A 19,734-nucleotide genomic window follows, 5' to 3' on the forward strand; every position below is an offset into this window, starting at 1 on the left:
CGAACCACCTTCCTGTGGCTCCACCGCCGGCGGGCACCATCGCCACCCGGCCTGAGATCGACGCTAGCCCGCCGTTTCGTTACAGTCAAGTCATGTAACGTATCCAACGCGGCCAGCGGCGCCCGCGCGCGGGAACACCGCACGCAGGCGCCGGCTTCACTTGGTGGACGCGATGAAGTACACGACGATGCCGATCAACGCGAGGACTTCGGTCAGCACGAAGGTCGAATAATTGATCGTCTGCAGTTTTCCTCGCGCTTCCGGCTGGCGCGCGGTACCATTGATGACGGCCGCGAAAATCAGCCCGACTCCGATTCCCGGACCGATCGCGCCCAGTCCGTAGCCGATGGCCGCGAGACCGGGGTTGATGTTGGCGGTCTGGGCCAGAACAGCGTCGTTCATGGACATTCCCCTTCACATCGGTCCACGCGCATGCTTGCGCGGAACAGCGGCTTCTCGTGTCGCAGGCAGCAGAAGAAAGGCGCCGGAAATCGGCGGCCGCGTCAGGTAGCTGGATCTCGCCGGGCAGGATAATCGACGGGGCGGGATATCACCGGAACCGATGGTTCGAACACGGCAAGGATATCATCGAAAAGGACGGAATGCCGCTGCACGGAACGCGTTACCGCGGTTCGCCCGCAGCGAAAACACCGGGTGCGGGGAAGATCAGTCCTCTTCGGTGGCCGCCGAGAGGAACGCCGCGAGATCGTCGGTGAAGCGCAGCAGCAGGTCGTAGAAAGCCCGGCGGTCCGTCTCGGACCACCCGGACAGCGCCTCCCCGAACCAGCCGAGGATCGTGGCCACGTACCGGTCGGCCAGCTCCGCGCCGTCCGGGGTCAGCTCGACCAGGCGGGCGCGCCGGTCGTCGGGGTCGGCCAGGCCGTGCACGAGCCGCCGCCGTTCGAGCACGTGCAGGTGCCGCGTGACGTGCGGCCCGGCGACCTGCATCCGCTCCGCGATCTCGCCGACGCGCATCGCCTTCCCGGTCATGTGCAGGGCGAGGATGATCGACAGCCCGGGCCGGTCGAGGTCGGCTCCGATCCGCTTCATCGCCCGCTCCCCCAGGCCGCTGCGGTTCATCAGGTTCCCCAGCTGCATGAGCCGGGGCAGCACGGAACGCAGCTCGTCGCCGGCGTCGGTGGCGGCCATCACACCCCCTTAGATAGCTAACTTAGGTATATAGTTGCCTCATGCCGCGGATCTTCCCGGCATTGTCGCACCCGCGACATAGATACCTAACTTAGCTATCGGGGGTCACCATGAACACCACATCGCGCACCGCCCTGATCTCGGGCGCGAGCATCGCCGGTCCCGCACTGGCCTTCTGGCTGCGGAAGGCCGGTTTCGCCGTGACCGTCGTGGAGAAGTCGGCCACGATCCGGGACGGCGGATACCCGATCGACGTCCGCGGCACCGCCCTGGACGCCGTCCGGCGGATGGGGATCCTCCCCCGCCTGCGGGACCTGCACATCTCCACTCGCCTGCTGACTTTCCTCGACACCGACGGCAGCGAGATCGCCGCCCTGGAGCCCAACGCGATCATCGGCGGGGTCGAGAGCGAAGACGTCGAGATCCGCCGGGGCGACCTCACGAACACGCTGTACGACCTCGTGCGCGACGACACCGACTTCCGCTTCGGCGACAGCATCGAGACGCTGACGCAGCACGGCGACGGCGTCGACGTCACCTTCCACAGTGGCCGCCAGGAGACCTACGACCTGGTGTTCGGCGCCGACGGCCTGCACTCGGCCACCCGCGGGCTGGTCTTCGGCGACGAAGAGCGGTTCCACCACTACCTCGGCTACAGCTTCGCCGGGTTCACCATGCCCAACGACTTCGGCCTCCACCGCGAAGGGCTCTCGTGGAGCACCCCGGGCAAGGGCGCGGCGCTCTACGCGGTCCTCGAGAGCAAGGAAGTCCACGGTTTCCTGGTCTTCGCCCGCCCGAACCCGCCGATCGAGGCGTTCCGCAACCCCGACGCCCAGCGCGATCTGGTCGCCGAGACGTTCGCCGGCGAAGGCTGGGAAATCCCGCGCATGGTCGAGGCGATGCGCGAGGCGGACGACCTGTTCTTCGACGTCGTCAGCCAGATCCACCTGCCCCGGTGGACGGACGGCCGCGTCGCACTGGTCGGCGACGCGGGGTACGCACCGTCGTTCATGACCGGCCAGGGCACGAGCCTCGCCCTCGTCGGCGCGTACGTGCTCGGCCACGCGCTGGCCACGATCCCCGACCACGCGGCGGCCTTCGCGGCGTACGAGAGCCGGTTGCGGAACTTCGTCGAACGCAACCAGGCCCTGGTGACCGAGGGCAAGGCCACGTTGTTCCCGGCCACGGCGGAGGCGCTCGCGGAGCGGAACGCCGCGCTGAGGAAGCTCACGCAGGTCCCGGCGTCCACGCCACGGCCCGAGCACTCGGCGCTCACGCTGCCGGACTTCCCGGGCTGCTAGCGTCGCGCGTCGGCGGGTTCTTCTCGTCCTGCCCGGCCGCTGTCAACCAGCCTCAAAGGTGCGAAACCGGTCCCTCGCCGAGGGAGCTTTCCGGACTTTCGGCGTCCCGGATCCTCCATCAACACGCCGAGCAGGCCGCCTCCAGCGGAGCTGCCCGACCACGAAGCCGAAGACGACCAGGAACACCGCGAGCACACGATCGTCAACGCGATCGGTCCCACGGCGGCAACGGCGGCGAGCGGGAGGGCGGCCGCGACGAGCAGCCAGGGACGGGCGGGAACCAACCGGCACGCACCTCCGACGAGCGTGGCGCCACCCCGAACAGAGTAGTTACCGATCGTCATCGGACGCACACTGGACGTTCGAGCCGGCCGGCCGTCGAGAGCCGCCGTCAGGCCGGTCCCGCCGGCCAGCGGACCTCGTCCGGGTAGGAATGGAACTGCCGCAGGTGCCGTTCTTCCGTTCGGCCCTGCAACGGGAACGTGAACCGCGAGCCGTCCGGCCAGGTCAGCGTCCGCTTGCGGAAGCTGACCTCCGGGGCGCTCGTGCCCCGGGCCTCCCAGAGGACCTGCGGCTCGGGTGCGTCGGCCGGGTCCACGTACGTCGATCCCGTCTCGACCAGTGCGACCGACGTCGGCGAGCACACCAGCCACGGGCCCTTCGCCCGCCGGAGGCGGTCGAGCGGCTCGAGGACCTGGGCGTCCGCCGGGCCGGTCACGTGGACCGCGCGCTCGCCCTTGCCGCCGCCGCTGCCCGCCGCGCTCGCCAGGTACGCGACGAACCCCACCGCGGCGCCGATGCCGCGCGCGACGTTCCCGAACGCCCGCAGCACGGGCCGCGAGCCCTCGACCGTGCCGTCTTCGCGGCGGCCGGGGACGGCGAACCGCAGGTCCGTGTCACCCAGGCGCAGCACGATCACCGGCTCCCGCCAGCGCTCGCGCATCAGCGCCTCCACGCGCTCCCGGAACCCGGGGCGCACGAGCGCGGCGTCCTTCGCCGACTCCATGCGGTCGCCGAACTCGACGGCCTTCCGCGCTAGATGTCCAAGTTCCGCCGGGTCTCCTCCGGGCTCTGGTCCCCGCCGATCGCGCTCTTGTCGAACCACGGTTCGTCCTCCTCGGGGGTGACCGCTTCCTTGCCTTCGGTGAACGCCGTCTTGCCCGCCGCGATCCCGGCCTTCACGCTCGCGCCCGCGACCAGCGGGCTCGCGCCGACCGACGTGCCGAACATCGTGGAGAGCATCCGGTTCCCGGGCGTGAACGCCACCCCGGCCGTGTTCTCGAGCGTGTCGAGGCCGAAGCGCGACTCGCCGGCGTATCGGCCGAGCCGGAACTTCCGGGTCATCTCCACGACCTTCGTGGAGTACTTCGCGAGGAACTCGATGAACGTGTCGAGCAGTTTGCCGAACTTGCCGAGGTAGCGGGTGACCTTCTGCAGCACGCTCGCGGCCTTGGCGATGGACGCCGTCATCGCGGCGGCGACCGAGCTGCCGAAGCTGATCACCGACGCGGCCAGCGCCGGCAGCCAGATGGTGATCAGCCAGGACACCAGCTCGGTGATGATCGCCTTGATCACCTCTTCGATGACCTGCATGACCATCGACCACATCTGCAGCACCTCGGCGACCGACCCGGCCGCCGAGCCGACGCCGCGGATGCCGGAGGAGAAGTCGCCGAGCGCCTCCTTGGCCGCCTTGCCGGCTTCGTCGACCCACTCGGCCAGCGCCGTGTCGCCGGTCTGCTCGAAGTCCTCGGCGAGCGCGACGAAGCCGTGCGCGATCGAGGCGAAGTTCTCCGACGCGTGCCCGATGGCCGGCCCGTCGCCGGTGACCGCGTGCAGCGCGTCCTGCAGCGGCTGCACCAGCTCCAGCAGCATGTTCAGCCCGTGGCTCACCAGCCAGCCGATCGGGTCCATCGCGAAGGTGACCATGTCGGTCGCGGCGGCACCGACGAACGCCGCGCCATCCCCGACCAGCGCCTTGCCCGCCGAAGCCAGCTCCCCCGCGCCGTCCGCCGAAGCCGCCTGCTGAGCGTGCTCGGCGATCGACTTGCCGGACTTGTACACGGTGCCGACGACCGGCGTGGCCTCCGCCGCGCGGTCGAGGTTCGCGCTCATGCTCTCGTCGTACGGCTGGACGTCCAGCGCGTCCGCGATGCTCCTCTTGGGCTCGGTCACTTGCCCTGGCCTCCGATCGCGTCGATCTCCGCCTCGTACCGGCCGAAGGCGATCACGCCCGCCTCTTCGGTCCCGCGGTACATCTCGGCGGCCTTGGTCATCTTGGTGGTGAGCCCGTCGACGCCGTCCTTCAGCTCGCCCAACAGCGAACGCAGCTCGCCGAGGCGCTCGGTGTAGCCCTGCTTCGCCCAGATCCCGACGACGCCCCAGGCCGTGTCGGTCACGTCGGCGGCGTCGATCTTGGCCCCGAACTTGTCCGCCTCCTGCTCGTAGGACGGCAGCTGGCGCGCGTATCCGGAGATCGCGTCGATGTTGGTCTGGATTCCGTCTGACATCGCGGAAGTTCCCTCGGTCGGTTTCAGGAGCGGCGGAGGATCGGGCCCTGGTCGAAGTCGTCGTCGTCCCCGGGCGCGGGACGGCGTCGCGGCCGCGGCGCCTCCTGCTCCGACGCGGGTTCCGGCGCCGCGGTTCCGAACGCTTCCGCCTGGGCCTGCCGGACCTGCCCGCTCACGTCCACGCCGAACTGGTCCCCGAACGCGTCGTCGACGATGGCGGCCTGCTGCTGGGCGGCTCCGGCCACGGCCTGGCGGAGGGTGGCCATGATCCGCTGGGCGAGCTGGCCCGCTTCCAGGTGCATGGCGCCGGCGGTGAGCCGCAGGTCGGTGACGGTCCCACCGGCCCCCGCGGTGACCGTCACCGTGCCGTCCGGCGAGGTCACCGAGGTGCCGACCTGGGCGATCCGTTCCTGCATGTCGCCGACGCCGGCGAACCGGGCTTCGGCCTGGCGGACCTTCGACTGGAAGGTCTCGAACTGGGCGATCAGCTGGTCCATTTCGGCCGACATCGTCACTTCCTTCGCGGTACGGGGCTTCGCCGGATCATGACAGATCCACTGCGTCGGCGCGGCATTTCGGCGGAATGCGAGGTACCGGCCCGGCCCGCTCAGCTGATGAAGCCCGCTGCCTTGAGCCAGTCGTGGGCCACCGTCGCCGGCTTCTGGCCGTCCACGCTCACCTTCTTGTTGAGGTCCGTGAGCGTCGCCGTGTCCAGCTTCGCCGCGATCGGCGTGAAGAGCTGCTCCAGCTGGGGGTATTTGCCCGCGACGCCGGACGCGATCGAGATCGCCGGGTTGTACGTCGGGAAGAAGTGCTTGTCGTCCTCCAGCACCGTCAGCTTCTGGCCGGCCACGCGCCCGTCGGTCGAGGCGACCGAGCCGAAGCCGCACGGGTCGCCCTTGCCGATGCTCGGGTACACCACCGCGTCGTTGAGCAGGTGGACCTGCGGGTCGGGCAGGGTGAACCCGTAGGTCTCGGCCAGGCCCGGGAACCCGTCGTCGCGGCTGCGGAACTCCGGGCCCATGCAGGTCGACGCCGCGGCCGGATCCCGCTTCACCAGCGCCGCGTAGTCCGAGATCGTCTTCACGCCGGTCTTGGCCACCGTCGCCGGGTTGCCCGCGATGGCGTAGGTGTCGTTGGCCGGCGAGCGGGCCCACCACGTGACGCCGTCGGCGGCGTCGGCCTGCTTGACCGCGTCGAACTGCGCCTGCGGGTCGGCGATCGGCTTGGTCTGGTGGAGGTAGCTGATCCACGCGGTGCCGGTGTACTCCCAGTACAGGTCGACCGCGCCGCTGGTGAGCGCCTGGCGGACGTTGCTCGAGCCGGTGATGTTGGTCTTGTCCTGCGGGCTCGCCCCGGCCGCCTGCAGCGCGACGAGCGCGATCTGGCCGAGGAGCAGCTGCTCGTCGAACTCCTTGGAGCTGACGCGGATCTGCGCGCCGCTCAGCGCGTCGATCTTCTTGATGGATCCCTCGCCCACCTGGGCGCCGGTCTGGTCCTTGCCGATCGTGCACCCGGCGGCGAGCGCCGTGACGAAGGCGAGAACGACGGCTGTCGTGCGTCGCATGGTTGTCCTCCTTGGGTTCTCACGTTCCGCGCGGGTGCAGGACCTCCTCCGCGACCAGGCCCAGCCAGTCGGCGAAGAGCGCCAGCGCGGCGACGACGATGCCGAAGGTCAGGCTCAGGATCGGGCGGTACAGCCCGATCCCGGCGACGAGACCGCCGCCGAGACCGCCGCCGTCGATGAAGGTCGCGAGCGTCGCGCTCGCCACGGTGAGGACCAGCGCCGTGCGGATCCCGGCGAGGATCACCGGGACGGCCAGCGGGAGTTCGATCCGCCACAGGATCGCCGTCTTCGTCATGCCCATGCCGCGCGCGGCGTCGACGAGGGTCGGGTCGACGCCGTCGAGCCCGACCATCGTGTTGCGCAGCACCGGCAGGGTCGCGTAGACGACCAGCGCCGTCACCGCCGTCGTGGTCCCCGTGCCGATCCAGAGGGCGAGCAGCACGACGAGCCCGATCGACGGGATGGCCTGGCCGAGGTTGCCCAGGCCCAGGCCGACCGGCCGGACCCACCGGGCGCCGGGGCGGGTCAGCAGGATGCCGAGTGGGAGGGCGATGGCGAGCGTGCACACCGTCGAGATCAGCGTGAGCCGCAGGTGCGCGCCCAGTTCGGCGAAGATCTCGCCGGCGTTGAGGTAGCGCTGCTCGATCGAGTCGATCGGCTGCGCGCGCACGAAGAGGACGAGCGCCAGCAGGGCGAGGGCGATGAGCACCGGCCGGACCAGCAGCCCGAGCCGGCGCCGGCGGGGCCGGGACGGCGTCACGCTGTCCGGAGCCGTCGCGGGCGTGCGCGCCGGCGCGGGCACTTCTCCGGCGGGCCGCAGCGCCGCGACCAGGCCGGCGACGTCGCCCACCCCCAGCGCGCGCCCGCTGCCGTCCTCGACCACGACCGCGGTGCGGCCGGTGCGCACCATCGTGTCGAGCGCGTCCCGGAGGGTGGCGCCGTGCGGGACCGACGGCAGTCCGTCCGAACCGGTCACCGGCCGGAGCTCCAGCTCCGACACCGGGATCAGCCCGAGCCGCTTGAGGTTCCGCCGCGAGCCGGCGAAGGAAGCGACGTAGTCGTCGGCCGGCGCGGCGAGGATCGCCTGCGGGGTGTCGTACTGCGCGATCTCCGAACGCGGGCGCAGCACGGCGATCCGGTCGCCGAGCTTGAGCGCCTCGTCGAAGTCGTGCGTGACGAACACGATCGTCTTGCGCACTTCCCGTTGCAGGCGCAGGAACTCGTCCTGCAGCCGGGCGCGCGTGATCGGGTCGGTGGAGCCGAACGGCTCGTCCATCAGCATGACCGGCGGGTCCGCGGCCATCGCCCGCGCGACGCCGACGCGCTGCTGCTGACCGCCGGACAGCTCACGCGGGTACCGGAGGCCGTGTTCGCGGGTCAGGCCCACGACGCCGAGCAGTTCCCGCACGCGGGCGGCGACGCGGCGCCGGGTCCAGCCGAGCACGCGCGGCACCACGCCGATGTTGGCGTCCACGCGCAGGTGCGGGAACAGCCCGACCTGCTGGATCACGTACCCGGTGTGGCGCCGGTGCTCGTCGACGTCGAGCGCGGTCACGTCGGTGCCGCCGATCGTGATCGCGCCCGAGGTGGGTTCGACGAGCCGGTTGATCATCCGCATGGTCGTCGTCTTGCCGCACCCCGACGGCCCCGTCAGCACGACGATCTCGCCCGCCGGGATCCGCAGCGTGAGGCGGTCGACCGCGGGCAACGCCTGTCCGGGGTAGCGCTTGCTGACCTCACGCAGCTCGATCGTCTCGCCCGCGGTGCCGGTGGTCTCCTCCGGCGCCGTTTCGGGCAGGGGGCGCGGCCGCCGCAGCGTCGTGAGCTTGCCGACCACCACGAAGGCCAGGTCGAACAGCAGCGCCAGCACGACGATCCCCAGCGTGCCGGTCAGCACCTGGTTCAGCGAGTTGACCGCGCCGAACCGGCCGAGCCCGTCGAAGATTTCGTTGCCGAGCCCGGGGCCTTTGACGTACGCGCCGATGGCCGCGATCCCGATCGTGATCTGCGTCGACACGCGGATCCCGGACAGGATCACCGGCCACGCCAGCGGCAGCCGCACCCGCCACAGCACCCGGGCGCGGCCGAGGCCCATGCCGTGCGCCGCGTCCACGACCGCGGGGTCGACGCCGCGCAGGCCGACGATCGTGTTGCGCGTGATCGGCAGCAGCGCGTAGAGCACCAAGGCGACCAGGACGTTCGTCAGCCCGAGTCCGAACGGGCCGATCAGGATGCCCAGCAGCGCGATCGACGGAATGGTCAGGAAGGCCGCGGTCGTGGTGGTCGCCAGCGAGCCGAGCCACCGCCGCCGGTAGGTGAGCAGGCCGATCGTCATCCCGGCCAGCACGGCCAGGGCCACCGCCGCGAGGGTCAGGTCCACGTGGAGGATCGCGTCGTTGACGACGTCGATCCAGTTCTCGCGGAGGTACTCGAACAGGCTCAGGACCGCGCTCCTCGGGCGTCGCAAGGCGGAAAGTCACCCCCAGCCCAACACGTTCGCGTGGTCCTGTCCACCGCCGGGTTGATCCACCTGGCCGTATCCAACTCGTGGGTAAGGTGGTTAACCTCCGGCCGTGAGGTTCCTGGGTGTCGTGCTCACCGTGCTCTCGGCCGCCGGCTTCGTGGCCGTTCCCGCCCCACCGGCGTCGGCCGCGGCCGATCCGCCGGCCTTCGCGGGACCGCTCAGCACCCGCGGGCGCTACATCGTCGACGCGAACGGCGACCGCTTCAAGCTGAAGTCGGCCAACTGGCACGGCGCGAGCGGCACGTGGACCGGGTCGGGCGACGCGGGCGACCCGGCGAACCACCACGCCGGCGAGATCGCCTACCAGACCCCGCTCGGCCTGGACCGCGCCTCGATCGACACCGTCATCGACGGGCTCGGGCAGCTGGGCCTCAACAGCGTCCGGCTGCAGTTCTCGAACGCGATGATCCACGACACGCGGGCGGTGCCGGACCTGCCGGCCAACCCCGGGCTGCACGGGCTGACGCCGTTGCAGGTCTACGACCGCGTCGTCGAGCGGCTCACCGCGCGCGGGTTCGCCGTGATCCTCAACAACCACACGACGACGTCGCGCTGGTGCTGCGGGCTCGACGGGAACGAACGCTGGAACACCGCGCAGACCGAGCAGCAGTGGCAGGACGACTGGCTGTTCATGGCGCGTCGCTACGCCGCGAACAAGCGAGTCGTCGGCGCCGACCTGTACAACGAAGTCCGCCGCAACACCTTCGACGACCCGAACTGGGGCTGGGGCAACGGCACGGACTGGCAGCGCGCGAGCCAGCAGGTCGGCGACCGCATCCTGACCGAAGCCAACCGCGACCTGCTGATCATCGTCGAGGGCATCAACTGGACCGGCCTGCCCATCGACGGCTTCGCCCACGGACGGCCCACCCTCGAACCCGCCCGCACCCTGTCGCACACGCTCGTCGACTCGGGGAAGCTGGTCTATTCCGCGCACTTCTACGCCTACACCGGCCCGAACCACTCCGGCGCGACCGGTATCGGCGAGACCCACGACCCGCGCTACCGCGACCTCTCGCCCCAGGAACTGCGGGACACCCTGTACCGGCAAGCGTTCTTCGTCGAAGCCGAAACCGGCAAGCACTACACAGCACCGCTGTGGATCAGCGAGTTCGGCGAGGGCCGCGGCACCACCGACGCCGCTTCGCGCGCGTGGTTCGAGAACTTCGTGGACTACCTCGCCCGGACCGACACCGACTTCGCCTACTGGCCCGCGGTGGGGTTCCACACGAACGGATCCGGCGACGGGTGGTCGCTGCTGGCCTGGGACGCCGCCGGCCACCGCATCGACGTCCTCGACGGGACCGACTGGCGTGGCCCGGCCTGGCGGCGGCTGATGACCGCGCCGTCGCGCACCGGGCAGGTCCAGCCGGCCGAGCACTGGTCGATGCTCAACCTGGACTACGCCGACTTCCAGGAGTCCCGCACGGTCCGCGGGCAGCCGGACTGGGATCCGGGCGCGCGCAAGGGCACCTGCCCCGACGGCCAGCGTCTCACCGGCCTGGCACACACCGGCGGACGCGGCCTCTGCACCGGCACGCTGCCGACACCGGCCGCGTACACCGTGGTCCGCGACGAGTCCTTTGTGGACACGGACTGGGCGTCCGGCTACAGCAAGGTGCAGTGCCCACCCGACCACGCCGTGGTCGGCTACAGCGTCAAGGGCGCCGCGGTGTCCGCGGTGCTGTGCGGCCGCTCCCCCGGCCCGCTCGGCCGTACCGGCCGCACGGTCTGGTTCGACCGCGGCGACAACCGCCCGGCCGGCGAGCCGGGTGGAGACTTCGCTTCGGGCGGCTACAAGGGACAGTGCGCGCCGGGCGAGTACGTCGCCGGGGTGGCCTACACCGGCCGCATCGGCTCGAACCGCACGCCCGACGCGCTGCTCTGCCGCTCCTGAGTGACCACGGCCGGTGGGTCGCGCGGACCCACCGGCCGTCACGTCACACCAGCGAAGCGGTCAACCCGCCGTCGAGGACGTAGTGGCTGCCCGTGACCCAGCTCGCCCGGTCGGACGCCAGGAACGCCGCCACCTCCGCGATGTCCTGCGGGGTGCCGAGCCGGCCCTGCTTCGCCGCGACGAGGTCGCCGAACGGGACCTGGGTCGCCGCCTCGAAGTCGGGGACGAGGCGCTCGACCATGGCCGTGTCGGCGAAGCCCGGGCAGACCGCGTTGACGCGGATGCCCGCCGGCCGCATCTCCACCGCCGCGACCCGGGTCAACTGGATGACCGCCGCCTTGGTCGCGCAGTAGGAGCCGAGCAGCGGGCTGCCGCCGATGCCCGCGATCGAGGCGATGTTGACGATGTTGCCCTTGGACTCCATCAGGTGCGGGGTCGCCGCCTTCATCGCCACGAACGTGCCGCGCACGTTGACCGCGAAGATCTTGTCGAAGCTCTCCGTGGACTGCTGCAGCAGCGGCGACGCCACCTCGATGCCGGCGTTGTTGACCAGGACGTCGAGGCCGCCGAGGAGGTCGACCGCCTGCTGGACGGCCGCCTGGACCTGGGCCTCGTCGGTGACGTCGCAGTTGGCGACCCCGGCGGCGCCGATCTCGTCGGCCGCCTGCTTGGCCGCGTCGGCATTTCGGTCGCTGATCACGACCTTCGCGCCGCGTTCGGTGAACAGCGCCGCGATCGCCTTGCCGATGCCCGCGCCGGACCCGGTGACGAAGACGCGCTTTCCCTCGAGTTCGGACATGCTGGTTCCTCTCACATCGCTTCGATCTTGGGCAGGATTTCTTCCTTGATGCGCTTCAGGTCGTCCAGTGTCTTCGCCACCGGGACACCCTGGAAGGGCGGCCACAGGAACGGCATCGTCAGCCCGGCTTCCCGGTACCGCTTGAGCCGGTCGGTGATCTGCGCCTCGGAGCCGACGAGCAGGTTGGTGCCCTTGCCCAGCGGGCTCTGGTCGACGTCCTGGTCGGTGATGACGAACCAGATCATGCTGGAGATCTCGAGGTCGTCGACCGAGCGCTGGGTGTCGAGCTCGTCGAGCTCGCGCTGGATCTCGGTGCGCCACCGCCGGATGTCGTCGGGCGAGTCCTGGATCCCGATCCAGCCCGACAGGCCGTACTTGGCGATGCGGGCGGCCGAGCGCTTCGGGTCCTTGAGGCCGCTGAAGAAGATCGGCGGGTGCGGCTTCTGCACCGGCTTGGCGCCGAACCCGGCCGGCTCGAAGTCGGCGAACTCGCCGTGGTACTCGAAGACCTCGTTGGTCCAGATGCCCTGCATGATCTCCAGCGTTTCGCGCACGTGCTTGTGCCGCTTGGGAAAGATGTGCGCGGCGCTGGCGGCGGCGAACTCCTCCGGCATCCAGCCGGAGCCGACGGCGACGTTGAGCCTGCCGCCCGAGAGGTGGTCGATGGTGGCCAGCTCCGCGGCGAGCACGCCGGGCGAACGGTACGGCGTGTCGATGATGCTCATGCCGATCCGGACCTTCGAGGTCTTCGCGGCGAGCCAAGGGAGCAGCGGCATGCCCTGGAGGAACTCGCCCCGCGAGCTCACCGGGAGCTGCTTGCCCATTTCGTCCAGCATCCCGAAGGGGTACTGCATTTCCCCTCGGTCCGAGGCCTCCGGCACGATGATCCGGTCGAGCGTCCAGACGGAGTCGAAGTCGAGGTCTTCGGCGAGCGCGGTGAGGTCTTCGAGCTCCCGGACGGTCACCTTGTCCCGGAAGTTCGGCAGGTAGAGCGCGAGTTTCATGGTCGGACAGCCTCCTTGCTTTGTCGGATGAAGGTGGAGCGGATGTCGGCCTTGAGGACCTTGCCGACTCCTGAGCGCGGCAGCTCCGGCCAGATTTCGATCTGCTTCGGCGCCTTGACGCTGCCGATGCGGTCCTTGACGAACGCGATCAGCTCACCGGTGTCCAGGTCCCGGCCGGGCTGCAGCTGCACGACGGCGGTGACGCGTTCGCCCCACTTGTCGTCGGGCAGCCCGATCACGGCGCAGTCGCGGACGGCGTCGTGGGCCATCACCGCCTGCTCGACCTCGGCGGAGTAGACGTTGAAGCCGCCGGTGATGACCATGTCCTTGGCGCGGTCGACGATGTGGAGGAAGCCCTCGTCGTCGAGGAAGCCGATGTCGCCGGTGTGGTGCCAGCCGTGCGCGGACGCCTCCGCGGTGGCCTCGGGGTTGCGGTAGTAGCCGGCCATCACCAGCGAGCCGCGCACGCAGATCTCCCCGCGCTCCCCCTTCGGGACCGGCCGCCCGTCCTCGTCGAGGATCGCCACCGTGACCAGCGGCGAAGGGCGGCCGGCCGACGACAACCGTCCCGTGTGGACGGTTCCGTCGGGTCTGCGGTGGTCGGCGGGCGACATCGTCGAGATCATCATCGGGGCTTCGGACTGGCCGAACAGCTGCGCCATCGGGCCGATGCGGGCGAGGGCTTCGGTGAGCCGGGTCGTCGACATCGGGGCCGCGCCGTACCAGAAGCACTGCAGGGACGACAGATCCGTGCGCTCGAGCGCGTCGTGGCCGAGCACCATGTAGATCAGCGTCGGCGGCAGGAACGTGTGGGTGACGCGGTGGCGCTCGATCAGCTCCAGGAAGCGGCCGACGTCGGGCTTGGCCATGATCACGACTTCCCCGCCGCGGGCGAGGATCGGGAAGCAGAGGACGCCGGCCGCGTGGGTCAGCGGGGCCAGGGCCAGGTACACGGGGCGGCCGTCGAAGGGGTAGCTCATCAGCGTGATCGCCGACATCGCCTCGAGGTTGCGGCCGGTGAGCATGACGCCCTTGGGGCGCCCGGTGGTGCCGCCGGTGCCGACGAGGGCGACGACGTCCTCGGGTTGCGCGGCTTCGGCCGGCGGATCGTCGCGAGCCGCGTCGAGCCAGTCCGGGAAGCCCGGCGCGAAGTCGTCGCCGTCACCGAGGCGGACCAAGGTGGTCAGCTTGGGGAGCTTCGGGGCGATCTCCCGGACCAGGCCTTCGAACGCGGGCTGGAAGATCAGGGTGGCGCAGTCGAACAGGTCCAGGAGCTCGGCGTTCTCGTCGGCGGCGTTGCGCGGGTTGATCGGACACCACACGGCACCCGCGCGGGCGATGCCGAAGACGCAGGTGAAGGCGGTCGGATCGTTGGCCGAGAGGATGCCGACCTTGTCCCCGGGCCGCACGCCGGAGTGCCGCAGGGCGCGGGCCACGGCCTGGGCGAGCTCGACCACTTGGCCGTACGAGACGGAGTTCCCGTCGAGGGTCAGGCACGGCGCGTCCGGGTCCAGGGAGGCGCCTTTTTCCAGGTAGAAGTACAGAGACATCGTCGTCCCTCCCGAGCTCCGTCGGTCGCTGGACACGACCTTGGCCGCCGTTTGGACGAATGTCAAGATTTTCTTGGACGATTGGTCAGAGAACCGCTCGGTGGTATCTTCGGCCGGTGACCAGCCCAGCCGCCGTGCGGCGCCGGACCCGGGTCGACAAGTTCGAGGACCGCCGCCGCGAACTCGCCGACGCGGCCCTGCTCGCCCTCGCCGACCTCGGCTACGCCCGCACGAGCCTGCGCACGATCGCCGAGCACACCCAGTTTTCGCACGGGCTGCTGCACTACTACTTCGCCGACAAGGTCGAGCTGATCACGTACTGCGTCCGCCGCTACAAGGAAGCGTGCGTGAAGCGCTACGAGGGCGGAGTGGGCGGGGCGGCCACCCCGTCCGCGCTGGCCGGAGCGTGCGCGGACGGGCTGGCGGCGGCGCTCGAAGAGGCGCCGCTCATGCACCGGCTCTGGTACGACCTGCGGTCGCAGTCCTTGTTCGAGGAAGCGTTCCGCGACGACGTCGCCGAAATCGACGACAGCCTGCAGGAGATGATCTGGCGCAACGTCCGCGCTTACGCCGAGCTGGCGGAGGCCGAGCCGACGTGCACGCCGCCGGAGGCGTACGCCCTCTTCGACGGGCTGTTCCAGCAAGCGTTGCAGCGGCACATCGTCGGCGCCGAGGACGCGCTCGAAGACCTGCGGCGCGGCGTTCGCAAGCTGTTCCCCCGCCTCGTCAGCTGACGGCCGGGATCACCATCCGCGCCAGCGGCACGTGGTGCTGCCCCGCGTGCATGTCACGGTCCCGCAGCGAACCCTGGCTCACCGGGCGCGGGAACGAAATCTTCACGACGTTCAGCGAAGGGATCCGGAAGATCTGGATCGTCTCCTCGTCGACCCGGTAGAGCGACGCGATCACGCGCTCGTTCAGGAACGTCTCGTCCGCCGCGATCCGGTAGCCGTCCGGATCACGCAGGAACAGCTCCATCGTCACCCAGAACGGGCCCGCGTTCTTGGACCGGACCTCGTGGGCCAGCTCGGCCAAAGTCGTGTCAGGCACGGGTCTTCCCCTCGAACTCGATCCGGAACAGCTCCAGCGGCGCGCAGTCGACGACGTGGTTCAGCACGAACTCGTACGCCGCGCCGCGCTCGACCTCCGCCGGGGACGACGGGAACGCGAAGCTCGGCAGGTAGTCCATCGCCGGGGTCGGCAGGTGCAGCATCAGCGGGTTGGCGACCTTCGCCACCGCGGTCGCCGTCGCCTGGTCGGGCGCGTTGACCAGCAGCATCACGCCCACCTCGCGCGGCGGCCCGCTCTCGGGTTCGAGGTCGCCCAGCACCGCGTTGTGGCCGTACAGCCGCAAGTCGAACGCGTACTCGTCGCCGGCCAGCCCCAGTGTCTGGCCCACCCGCTGCGTGATCAGCGCGCGCATCAGCGCCGCCCACTCGTCGATGTCGGCGAGCACCAGCGGGTCGCGGATGGCCGAGAACGACATCGTTTCGTACCCGGTGATCCGCGCGCCTTCGAGCTTGATCGTGTGCTGCTCCGCGACGTGGAACCGCGACCCTTCCACCCGGACGATCCGGTCGTCGACGGCGGTGTACACCGCATCCCGGACGTCGAGCGTGCCGTCGGGCTCGCGCATCTCGAAGGGGTCCGCCGTCTCGTAAAGCATGTGGGCGGCCACCAGGATCGGCGTGCACGCAGCGCCCGGGTCGAGCGGCTCGATGGTGAAGCCGTCGGCGTCGATCGTGGCCAGGACCCCGCCCGCGCGCGGGTTGTCCGTGCACTGTCCGCCGCACTCGACGATCTTGGCGGCGTGCCACGTCGGCCCGGCCGGCATGCCCTTCATGAGCGGGTAGGCGGCCGCCACCGCCGTGTCGGTGGCGCGGCCGGCCAGCACGACCTGCGCACCCGCGCGCAGCGCTTCGACGATCGGTTCGTGCCCCATCGCGCCGACGATGTGGGTGCAGCTTTCCAGGGTCTCGGCGACCAGCTCTCCCAGCGGGGGCAACGGATGCACGCGGCCCGCGCCGAGGTGTTCCTTCAGCGCGGCCGCGTCCTGCTCGCTGTAGATCTTCGCGACCTTCAGCTCCAGGCCCTCCTCCGCGAGCACCTCGGCGGCGATCCCGGCGACCCAGTCGACGCCGGCGTCGGTCCCGCTCGTCCCGCACGAGCCCACGATCACCGGGATCCCGGCGCCGGCGGCAGCCGTGAACAGGCTGCGCAGGTCGCGCGCCACGGCCTTGGCGGTCGTCTTGGCCGTCGCCGCGCCGAGGTAGTGGGGGCCGGAGTCCGTGGACCCGCCGTCGATGCTGATGACGTCGGCGCCCAGGGCGATGCCGCGCTCGACGGTCGCGTGGTCCCAGCCCGCGCCGAGCATGCCGCTCGGCGCCAGCACTCGCACCTTGTCCATGGTCCTCATTTCTCTCCGTTCACCACGTGCCGGGCCCGGCCTTCGAGGGCCGCGACCAGTTCTTCGGCGCCGCGCAGGCCCGCGGCCCGCCGCGCTTCGGCGGTCTGCCCGGCAAGGTGCGAGTAGACGACGATCCCGTCCACGCCGCGCAGCGGACTGTCGGCGGGCAACGGCTCCTCACGCACCACGTCGAGGGCCGCCCCGGCGATCCGGCCGGAGCGCACGGCCGCCACGAGCGCGTCTTCGTCGACGATCGCGCCCCGGGAAGTGTTGACCAGCACCGCGGTCGGCTTCATCCGGTCGAACGCCGCGGCGTCCAGCAGTCCCCTGGTCCGCTCGGTGAGCGAGGTGTGCACCGAGACGTAGTCCGAAGTGGACAACAGCTCGGCCAGCCCGGTGAACCGGACGTCCGGCCCGCGCAGCCCGGCCGGCACGCCCGTGGTGCAGACGACGGTCATCCCGAACGCGTGGGCCAGCGGCACGACCGCCCGCGCCGCGGAGCCGTACCCGATGAGCCCGAGCGTCGAGCCGCGCAATTCGTGCCCGTCCTCACGCGGCCACTTCCCCGCCGCCACACCGGAAGCCGACCGCACGAGCCGCCGCGCTCCGGCGAGCAGCAGCCCGAAGGTGTACTCGGCGACGGCGTTGGCGTTGACGCCCGGCAGGTTGCTGACGCTGATCCCCCGCCGGGCGGCGGCTTCGACGTCGATGGAGTCGTACCCGACGCCGGTCCGGACGATGACGCGCAACTTCGGCGCGCGGGCCAGCACCTCCGCCGTGAGCGGCTCGTTGGCCACCAGCGCCGCGTCGATGCCGTCGAGCGCCGCGACGAGCTGCTCGGGAGCCCGCTTGCCGGCCATCGGCGAGTGCACGGTGTCCAGCCCGGCGCCGCGCAGGTACTCGTCGACCTCGTCCCCGGGGCGCAGGTAGTCGGTGGTGACCAGGACGCGGCTCACAGCACCCGCCCGTCGGTCCGGCGCCGCTGCACCACGGCGATCCGGGCCACCAGCAGCACCGCGATCGCCGTGACGAGCCCGACGTCGAGGAGCAGGTACGGCCACCCGGTCACGTCGACCATCCCGCCGACCAGCGCCGGGCCGGCGAAGCCGCCGGCCGACCAGCCGACGGTGTAGAGGCCGGTGTAGGTCCCGAGCACGCGGGCCGAGGGCGCGAGGTTCCACAGGACGACCGCCATGTTGACCATGAACGCCGAGGCGCCCGCGGCCGCCACGCACATCGCGACGACCGTCCCGGTGGGCGTCCGCACGATCGTGCCGAACACCATGGCCGCGCCGAACACGGCCATCCCGATCAGGATCACCCGCAGCCGGCCGAAGCGTTCGGCGAACAGCGCGACCGGGTACGCGGCGGCGATGAACGCGATCCCGCTGGGCAGGGTGATCCCGCCGGCGTCGCCGCGAGACAGGCCCAGGGTTTCGATGCCGTAGTTGGTGATGAGCGAGCGCGACGCGAACCACGCGCCGCCGAAGGCGAAGACGGCCAGGATGACCAGCAGCCGACTGCGGTCGGCGTCCCGCACGAGGTCGAGCAGGACGTCGCGCATCCGCACCCGGGGCCCGGCGTCCTGTTCGGCGCGATCCTCCTCGAGCGCGGCCTGGTAGGCCGGGGACTTGCTGTCGCGCACTCGCCAGGCGAGCACGCCGACGGACACCAGCATCAGAACGGCCGGGATCGCGAAGGACAGCTTCGGGAAGTCGTCGATCAGGAAGATGCTGATCAGCGCCGCGACGATCACCGTGATGCTGGAGGCGATCTTGACCGCCGCGTTGGCCCGGCTGCGCCGCTCGGGGGCGATGAAGTCCGGGAGCAGGGACTCGGCGATCGGCTTGAACGAGTTCGCGACGAGCGCGTAGCCGAACATCACGAGGACGAGCAGCGGCAGCGAAACCGCGGCGTGCGGGATGAGGACGAACAGCAGCGCCGCCACCGGCATGCCGGCCACGAGGTACGGGATGCGGCGGCCCCACGACGTCCGGGTGCCGTCCGACCGGTTGCCCATCCACGGCTGGATGAAGATGCCGAGCAGGTTGTCCATGCCCATCAGCGCGCCGATGAGCGCCGCACTGCCGACGTGCTCGCGCAGCAGCGGGGGGACCTGCGAGTCGTAGAGGTTCCACGTCGACTCCTGCGCGAAAACCGCCAGAGCCACGAAGAACGTGATACGTCCCGTCCGGACGCGCGGGGTGGTCAACGTCATCGTCGGCACCTCTCCCTCCATGGTGACCGCCACCGTACTTTTGCTATAGCAAGACGGTCAATAGTTGCAAACGGATTTTGCCATCGCCAGTAGGCTGGGCTCATGACGGGTGAGGCACTGCAGACCGAGACGCTGGCCGACCGCGTGTACCGCGCGCTCCGCGACGCGATCACCACCGGCGAGCTGCGCCCGGGCCAGAAGGTCACCGAACGCGGGTTCGCCGAGCGGCTGTCGGTCAGCCCGACGCCGGTGCGCGAAGCCATCCGGCGCCTGGAGCAGGACGGTCTCCTCGAACGGTCCGGCCCGCGGACGGTCAAGGTGGCGATGTTCGGCGGCGTCGCCGTCCAGGACCTCGCCGAGGTCGAGGTCGGCCTGCGCGGCATGGTGGCCCGCTTCGCCGCCCGCCACGCGACGCCCGAGCAGCTCGACGCGCTCGACGCGGTCCTCGACGAGGCCGACGACCTGCTCATCCTCATCAAGCAGCGCCACCAGTCCGGGCAGGACGTGGCCAAGCACGTCGGGCGGCTCTTCGACGCCATGCAGCACTTCAACGGCCTGGTCGAGTCGTGCGCCGGCAACCCGGTGCTCGTCCGCCTGCTCGACCAGACCCGGGTGTTCTCCTACCCGGAGCGGCGCTCCCGGGTGCTCGAACGCGCCAGTGTCGACGACACGTTCGGCCTGGACCGCTACACGACCCACCGCGCACTCGTGCGCGCGCTGCGGGCCGGCGACTCGGCGAAGGCCGAGGCACTGGTGCTCGAAGACGCCCGGGGCGGGCTCGGCGACCTGCTCGCCGGCCGGTGACGGC

19 protein-coding genes are annotated in these 19,734 nt (G+C 70.7%); 4 read left to right on the forward strand and 15 right to left on the reverse strand.

Annotated features, from left to right (window positions below; genetic code table 11):
- Positions 1 to 156: 156 nt before the first annotated feature.
- Both ACZ4TR_RS13450 and ACZ4TR_RS13455 read right to left on the reverse strand, forming a co-directional pair.
- Entirely contained in the window at positions 157 to 402 is a 246-nt protein-coding gene (locus ACZ4TR_RS13450; protein ID WP_465287279.1) for an ATP synthase subunit c family protein, read from the reverse strand.
- Between the two features lie 264 nt (positions 403 to 666).
- Positions 667 to 1,149, reverse strand: a complete 483-nt coding sequence (locus ACZ4TR_RS13455; protein ID WP_465287280.1) for a MarR family winged helix-turn-helix transcriptional regulator — start codon at positions 1,147 to 1,149, stop codon at positions 667 to 669.
- Positions 1,150 to 1,259: 110 nt separating this feature from the next.
- Between ACZ4TR_RS13455 and ACZ4TR_RS13460 the strand changes: the two genes are divergently transcribed.
- Positions 1,260 to 2,450, forward strand: a complete 1,191-nt coding sequence (locus ACZ4TR_RS13460) for an FAD-dependent monooxygenase (protein WP_465287281.1) — start codon at positions 1,260 to 1,262, stop codon at positions 2,448 to 2,450.
- Between the two features lie 391 nt (positions 2,451 to 2,841).
- On the opposite strand, the gene ACZ4TR_RS13465 is transcribed toward ACZ4TR_RS13460, so the two are convergent.
- The 6 genes from ACZ4TR_RS13465 to ACZ4TR_RS13490 form a co-directional block, all read right to left on the reverse strand.
- The gene (locus ACZ4TR_RS13465; protein WP_465287282.1) at positions 2,842 to 3,456 is read right to left on the reverse strand and encodes a hypothetical protein; all 615 of its coding nucleotides are present in this window, start codon (positions 3,454 to 3,456) and stop codon (positions 2,842 to 2,844) included.
- A gap of 29 nt (positions 3,457 to 3,485) precedes the next feature.
- Entirely contained in the window at positions 3,486 to 4,625 is a 1,140-nt protein-coding gene (locus ACZ4TR_RS13470) for a hypothetical protein (RefSeq protein ID WP_465287283.1), read from the reverse strand.
- A complete protein-coding gene (locus tag ACZ4TR_RS13475; protein WP_465287284.1) occupies positions 4,622 to 4,960 on the reverse strand; it encodes a hypothetical protein in 339 nt (112 codons plus the stop codon). Before ACZ4TR_RS13475 ends, ACZ4TR_RS13470 begins: the two co-directional genes overlap by 4 nt.
- Positions 4,961 to 4,983: 23 nt before the next feature.
- Complete coding sequence (locus tag ACZ4TR_RS13480; RefSeq protein ID WP_465287285.1) at positions 4,984 to 5,469, reverse strand: YbaB/EbfC family nucleoid-associated protein; 486 nt, start codon at positions 5,467 to 5,469, stop codon at positions 4,984 to 4,986.
- Between the two features lie 98 nt (positions 5,470 to 5,567).
- Positions 5,568 to 6,527 carry a glycine betaine ABC transporter substrate-binding protein gene (locus tag ACZ4TR_RS13485; RefSeq protein WP_465287286.1) on the reverse strand — a complete coding sequence of 320 codons (960 nt, stop codon included), beginning with the start codon at positions 6,525 to 6,527 and terminating at the stop codon, positions 5,568 to 5,570.
- A gap of 19 nt (positions 6,528 to 6,546) precedes the next feature.
- A complete protein-coding gene (locus ACZ4TR_RS13490; protein WP_465287287.1) occupies positions 6,547 to 8,994 on the reverse strand; it encodes an ABC transporter permease subunit in 2,448 nt (815 codons plus the stop codon).
- Between the two features lie 115 nt (positions 8,995 to 9,109).
- Between ACZ4TR_RS13490 and ACZ4TR_RS13495 the strand changes: the two genes are divergently transcribed.
- A complete protein-coding gene (locus ACZ4TR_RS13495) occupies positions 9,110 to 10,948 on the forward strand; it encodes a glycoside hydrolase family 5 protein (protein ID WP_465287357.1) in 1,839 nt (612 codons plus the stop codon).
- A 43-nt stretch (positions 10,949 to 10,991) separates the two neighbouring features.
- Here the strand turns inward: ACZ4TR_RS13495 and ACZ4TR_RS13500 are convergent, their stop codons facing one another.
- The 3 genes from ACZ4TR_RS13500 to ACZ4TR_RS13510 are packed head-to-tail and all read right to left on the reverse strand — an operon-like array spanning position 10,992 to position 14,301.
- Positions 10,992 to 11,747, reverse strand: coding sequence for an SDR family NAD(P)-dependent oxidoreductase (locus ACZ4TR_RS13500; RefSeq protein ID WP_465287288.1), 756 nt, complete (start codon positions 11,745 to 11,747; stop codon positions 10,992 to 10,994).
- Positions 11,748 to 11,758: 11 nt separating this feature from the next.
- Positions 11,759 to 12,751: an LLM class flavin-dependent oxidoreductase gene (locus ACZ4TR_RS13505; protein ID WP_465287289.1), complete on the reverse strand. Its 993-nt coding sequence runs from the start codon at positions 12,749 to 12,751 to the stop codon at positions 11,759 to 11,761.
- Positions 12,748 to 14,301, reverse strand: coding sequence for an acyl-CoA synthetase (locus tag ACZ4TR_RS13510; RefSeq protein WP_465287290.1), 1,554 nt, complete (start codon positions 14,299 to 14,301; stop codon positions 12,748 to 12,750). The genes ACZ4TR_RS13505 and ACZ4TR_RS13510 overlap by 4 nt, the downstream gene beginning before the upstream one ends.
- 116 nt (positions 14,302 to 14,417) lie before the next feature.
- Between ACZ4TR_RS13510 and ACZ4TR_RS13515 the strand changes: the two genes are divergently transcribed.
- A complete protein-coding gene (locus tag ACZ4TR_RS13515) occupies positions 14,418 to 15,035 on the forward strand; it encodes a TetR family transcriptional regulator (RefSeq protein WP_465287291.1) in 618 nt (205 codons plus the stop codon).
- Here the strand turns inward: ACZ4TR_RS13515 and ACZ4TR_RS13520 are convergent.
- From ACZ4TR_RS13520 to ACZ4TR_RS13535, 4 genes are read right to left on the reverse strand one after another with little or no spacing between them, the layout of a single operon-like run.
- Positions 15,028 to 15,351: a DUF4387 domain-containing protein gene (locus ACZ4TR_RS13520; protein ID WP_465287292.1), complete on the reverse strand. Its 324-nt coding sequence runs from the start codon at positions 15,349 to 15,351 to the stop codon at positions 15,028 to 15,030. The two genes, ACZ4TR_RS13515 and ACZ4TR_RS13520, sit on opposite strands and share 8 nt — an antisense overlap.
- Positions 15,344 to 16,708, reverse strand: a complete 1,365-nt coding sequence (locus tag ACZ4TR_RS13525) for an acyclic terpene utilization AtuA family protein (RefSeq protein ID WP_465287293.1) — start codon at positions 16,706 to 16,708, stop codon at positions 15,344 to 15,346. Before ACZ4TR_RS13525 ends, ACZ4TR_RS13520 begins: the two co-directional genes overlap by 8 nt.
- 5 nt (positions 16,709 to 16,713) lie before the next feature.
- Positions 16,714 to 17,664 carry a phosphoglycerate dehydrogenase gene (locus ACZ4TR_RS13530; RefSeq protein ID WP_465287294.1) on the reverse strand — a complete coding sequence of 317 codons (951 nt, stop codon included), beginning with the start codon at positions 17,662 to 17,664 and terminating at the stop codon, positions 16,714 to 16,716.
- A complete protein-coding gene (locus ACZ4TR_RS13535) occupies positions 17,661 to 18,926 on the reverse strand; it encodes an MFS transporter (RefSeq protein WP_465287295.1) in 1,266 nt (421 codons plus the stop codon). Before ACZ4TR_RS13535 ends, ACZ4TR_RS13530 begins: the two co-directional genes overlap by 4 nt.
- A 102-nt stretch (positions 18,927 to 19,028) precedes the next feature.
- Between ACZ4TR_RS13535 and ACZ4TR_RS13540 the strand changes: the two genes are divergently transcribed.
- Positions 19,029 to 19,730 carry a GntR family transcriptional regulator gene (locus tag ACZ4TR_RS13540; RefSeq protein WP_465287296.1) on the forward strand — a complete coding sequence of 234 codons (702 nt, stop codon included), beginning with the start codon at positions 19,029 to 19,031 and terminating at the stop codon, positions 19,728 to 19,730.
- The last annotated feature ends 4 nt before the right edge of the window (positions 19,731 to 19,734 follow it).

The sequence above is a fragment of the Amycolatopsis sp. NPDC028719 genome, from assembly GCF_055565395.1.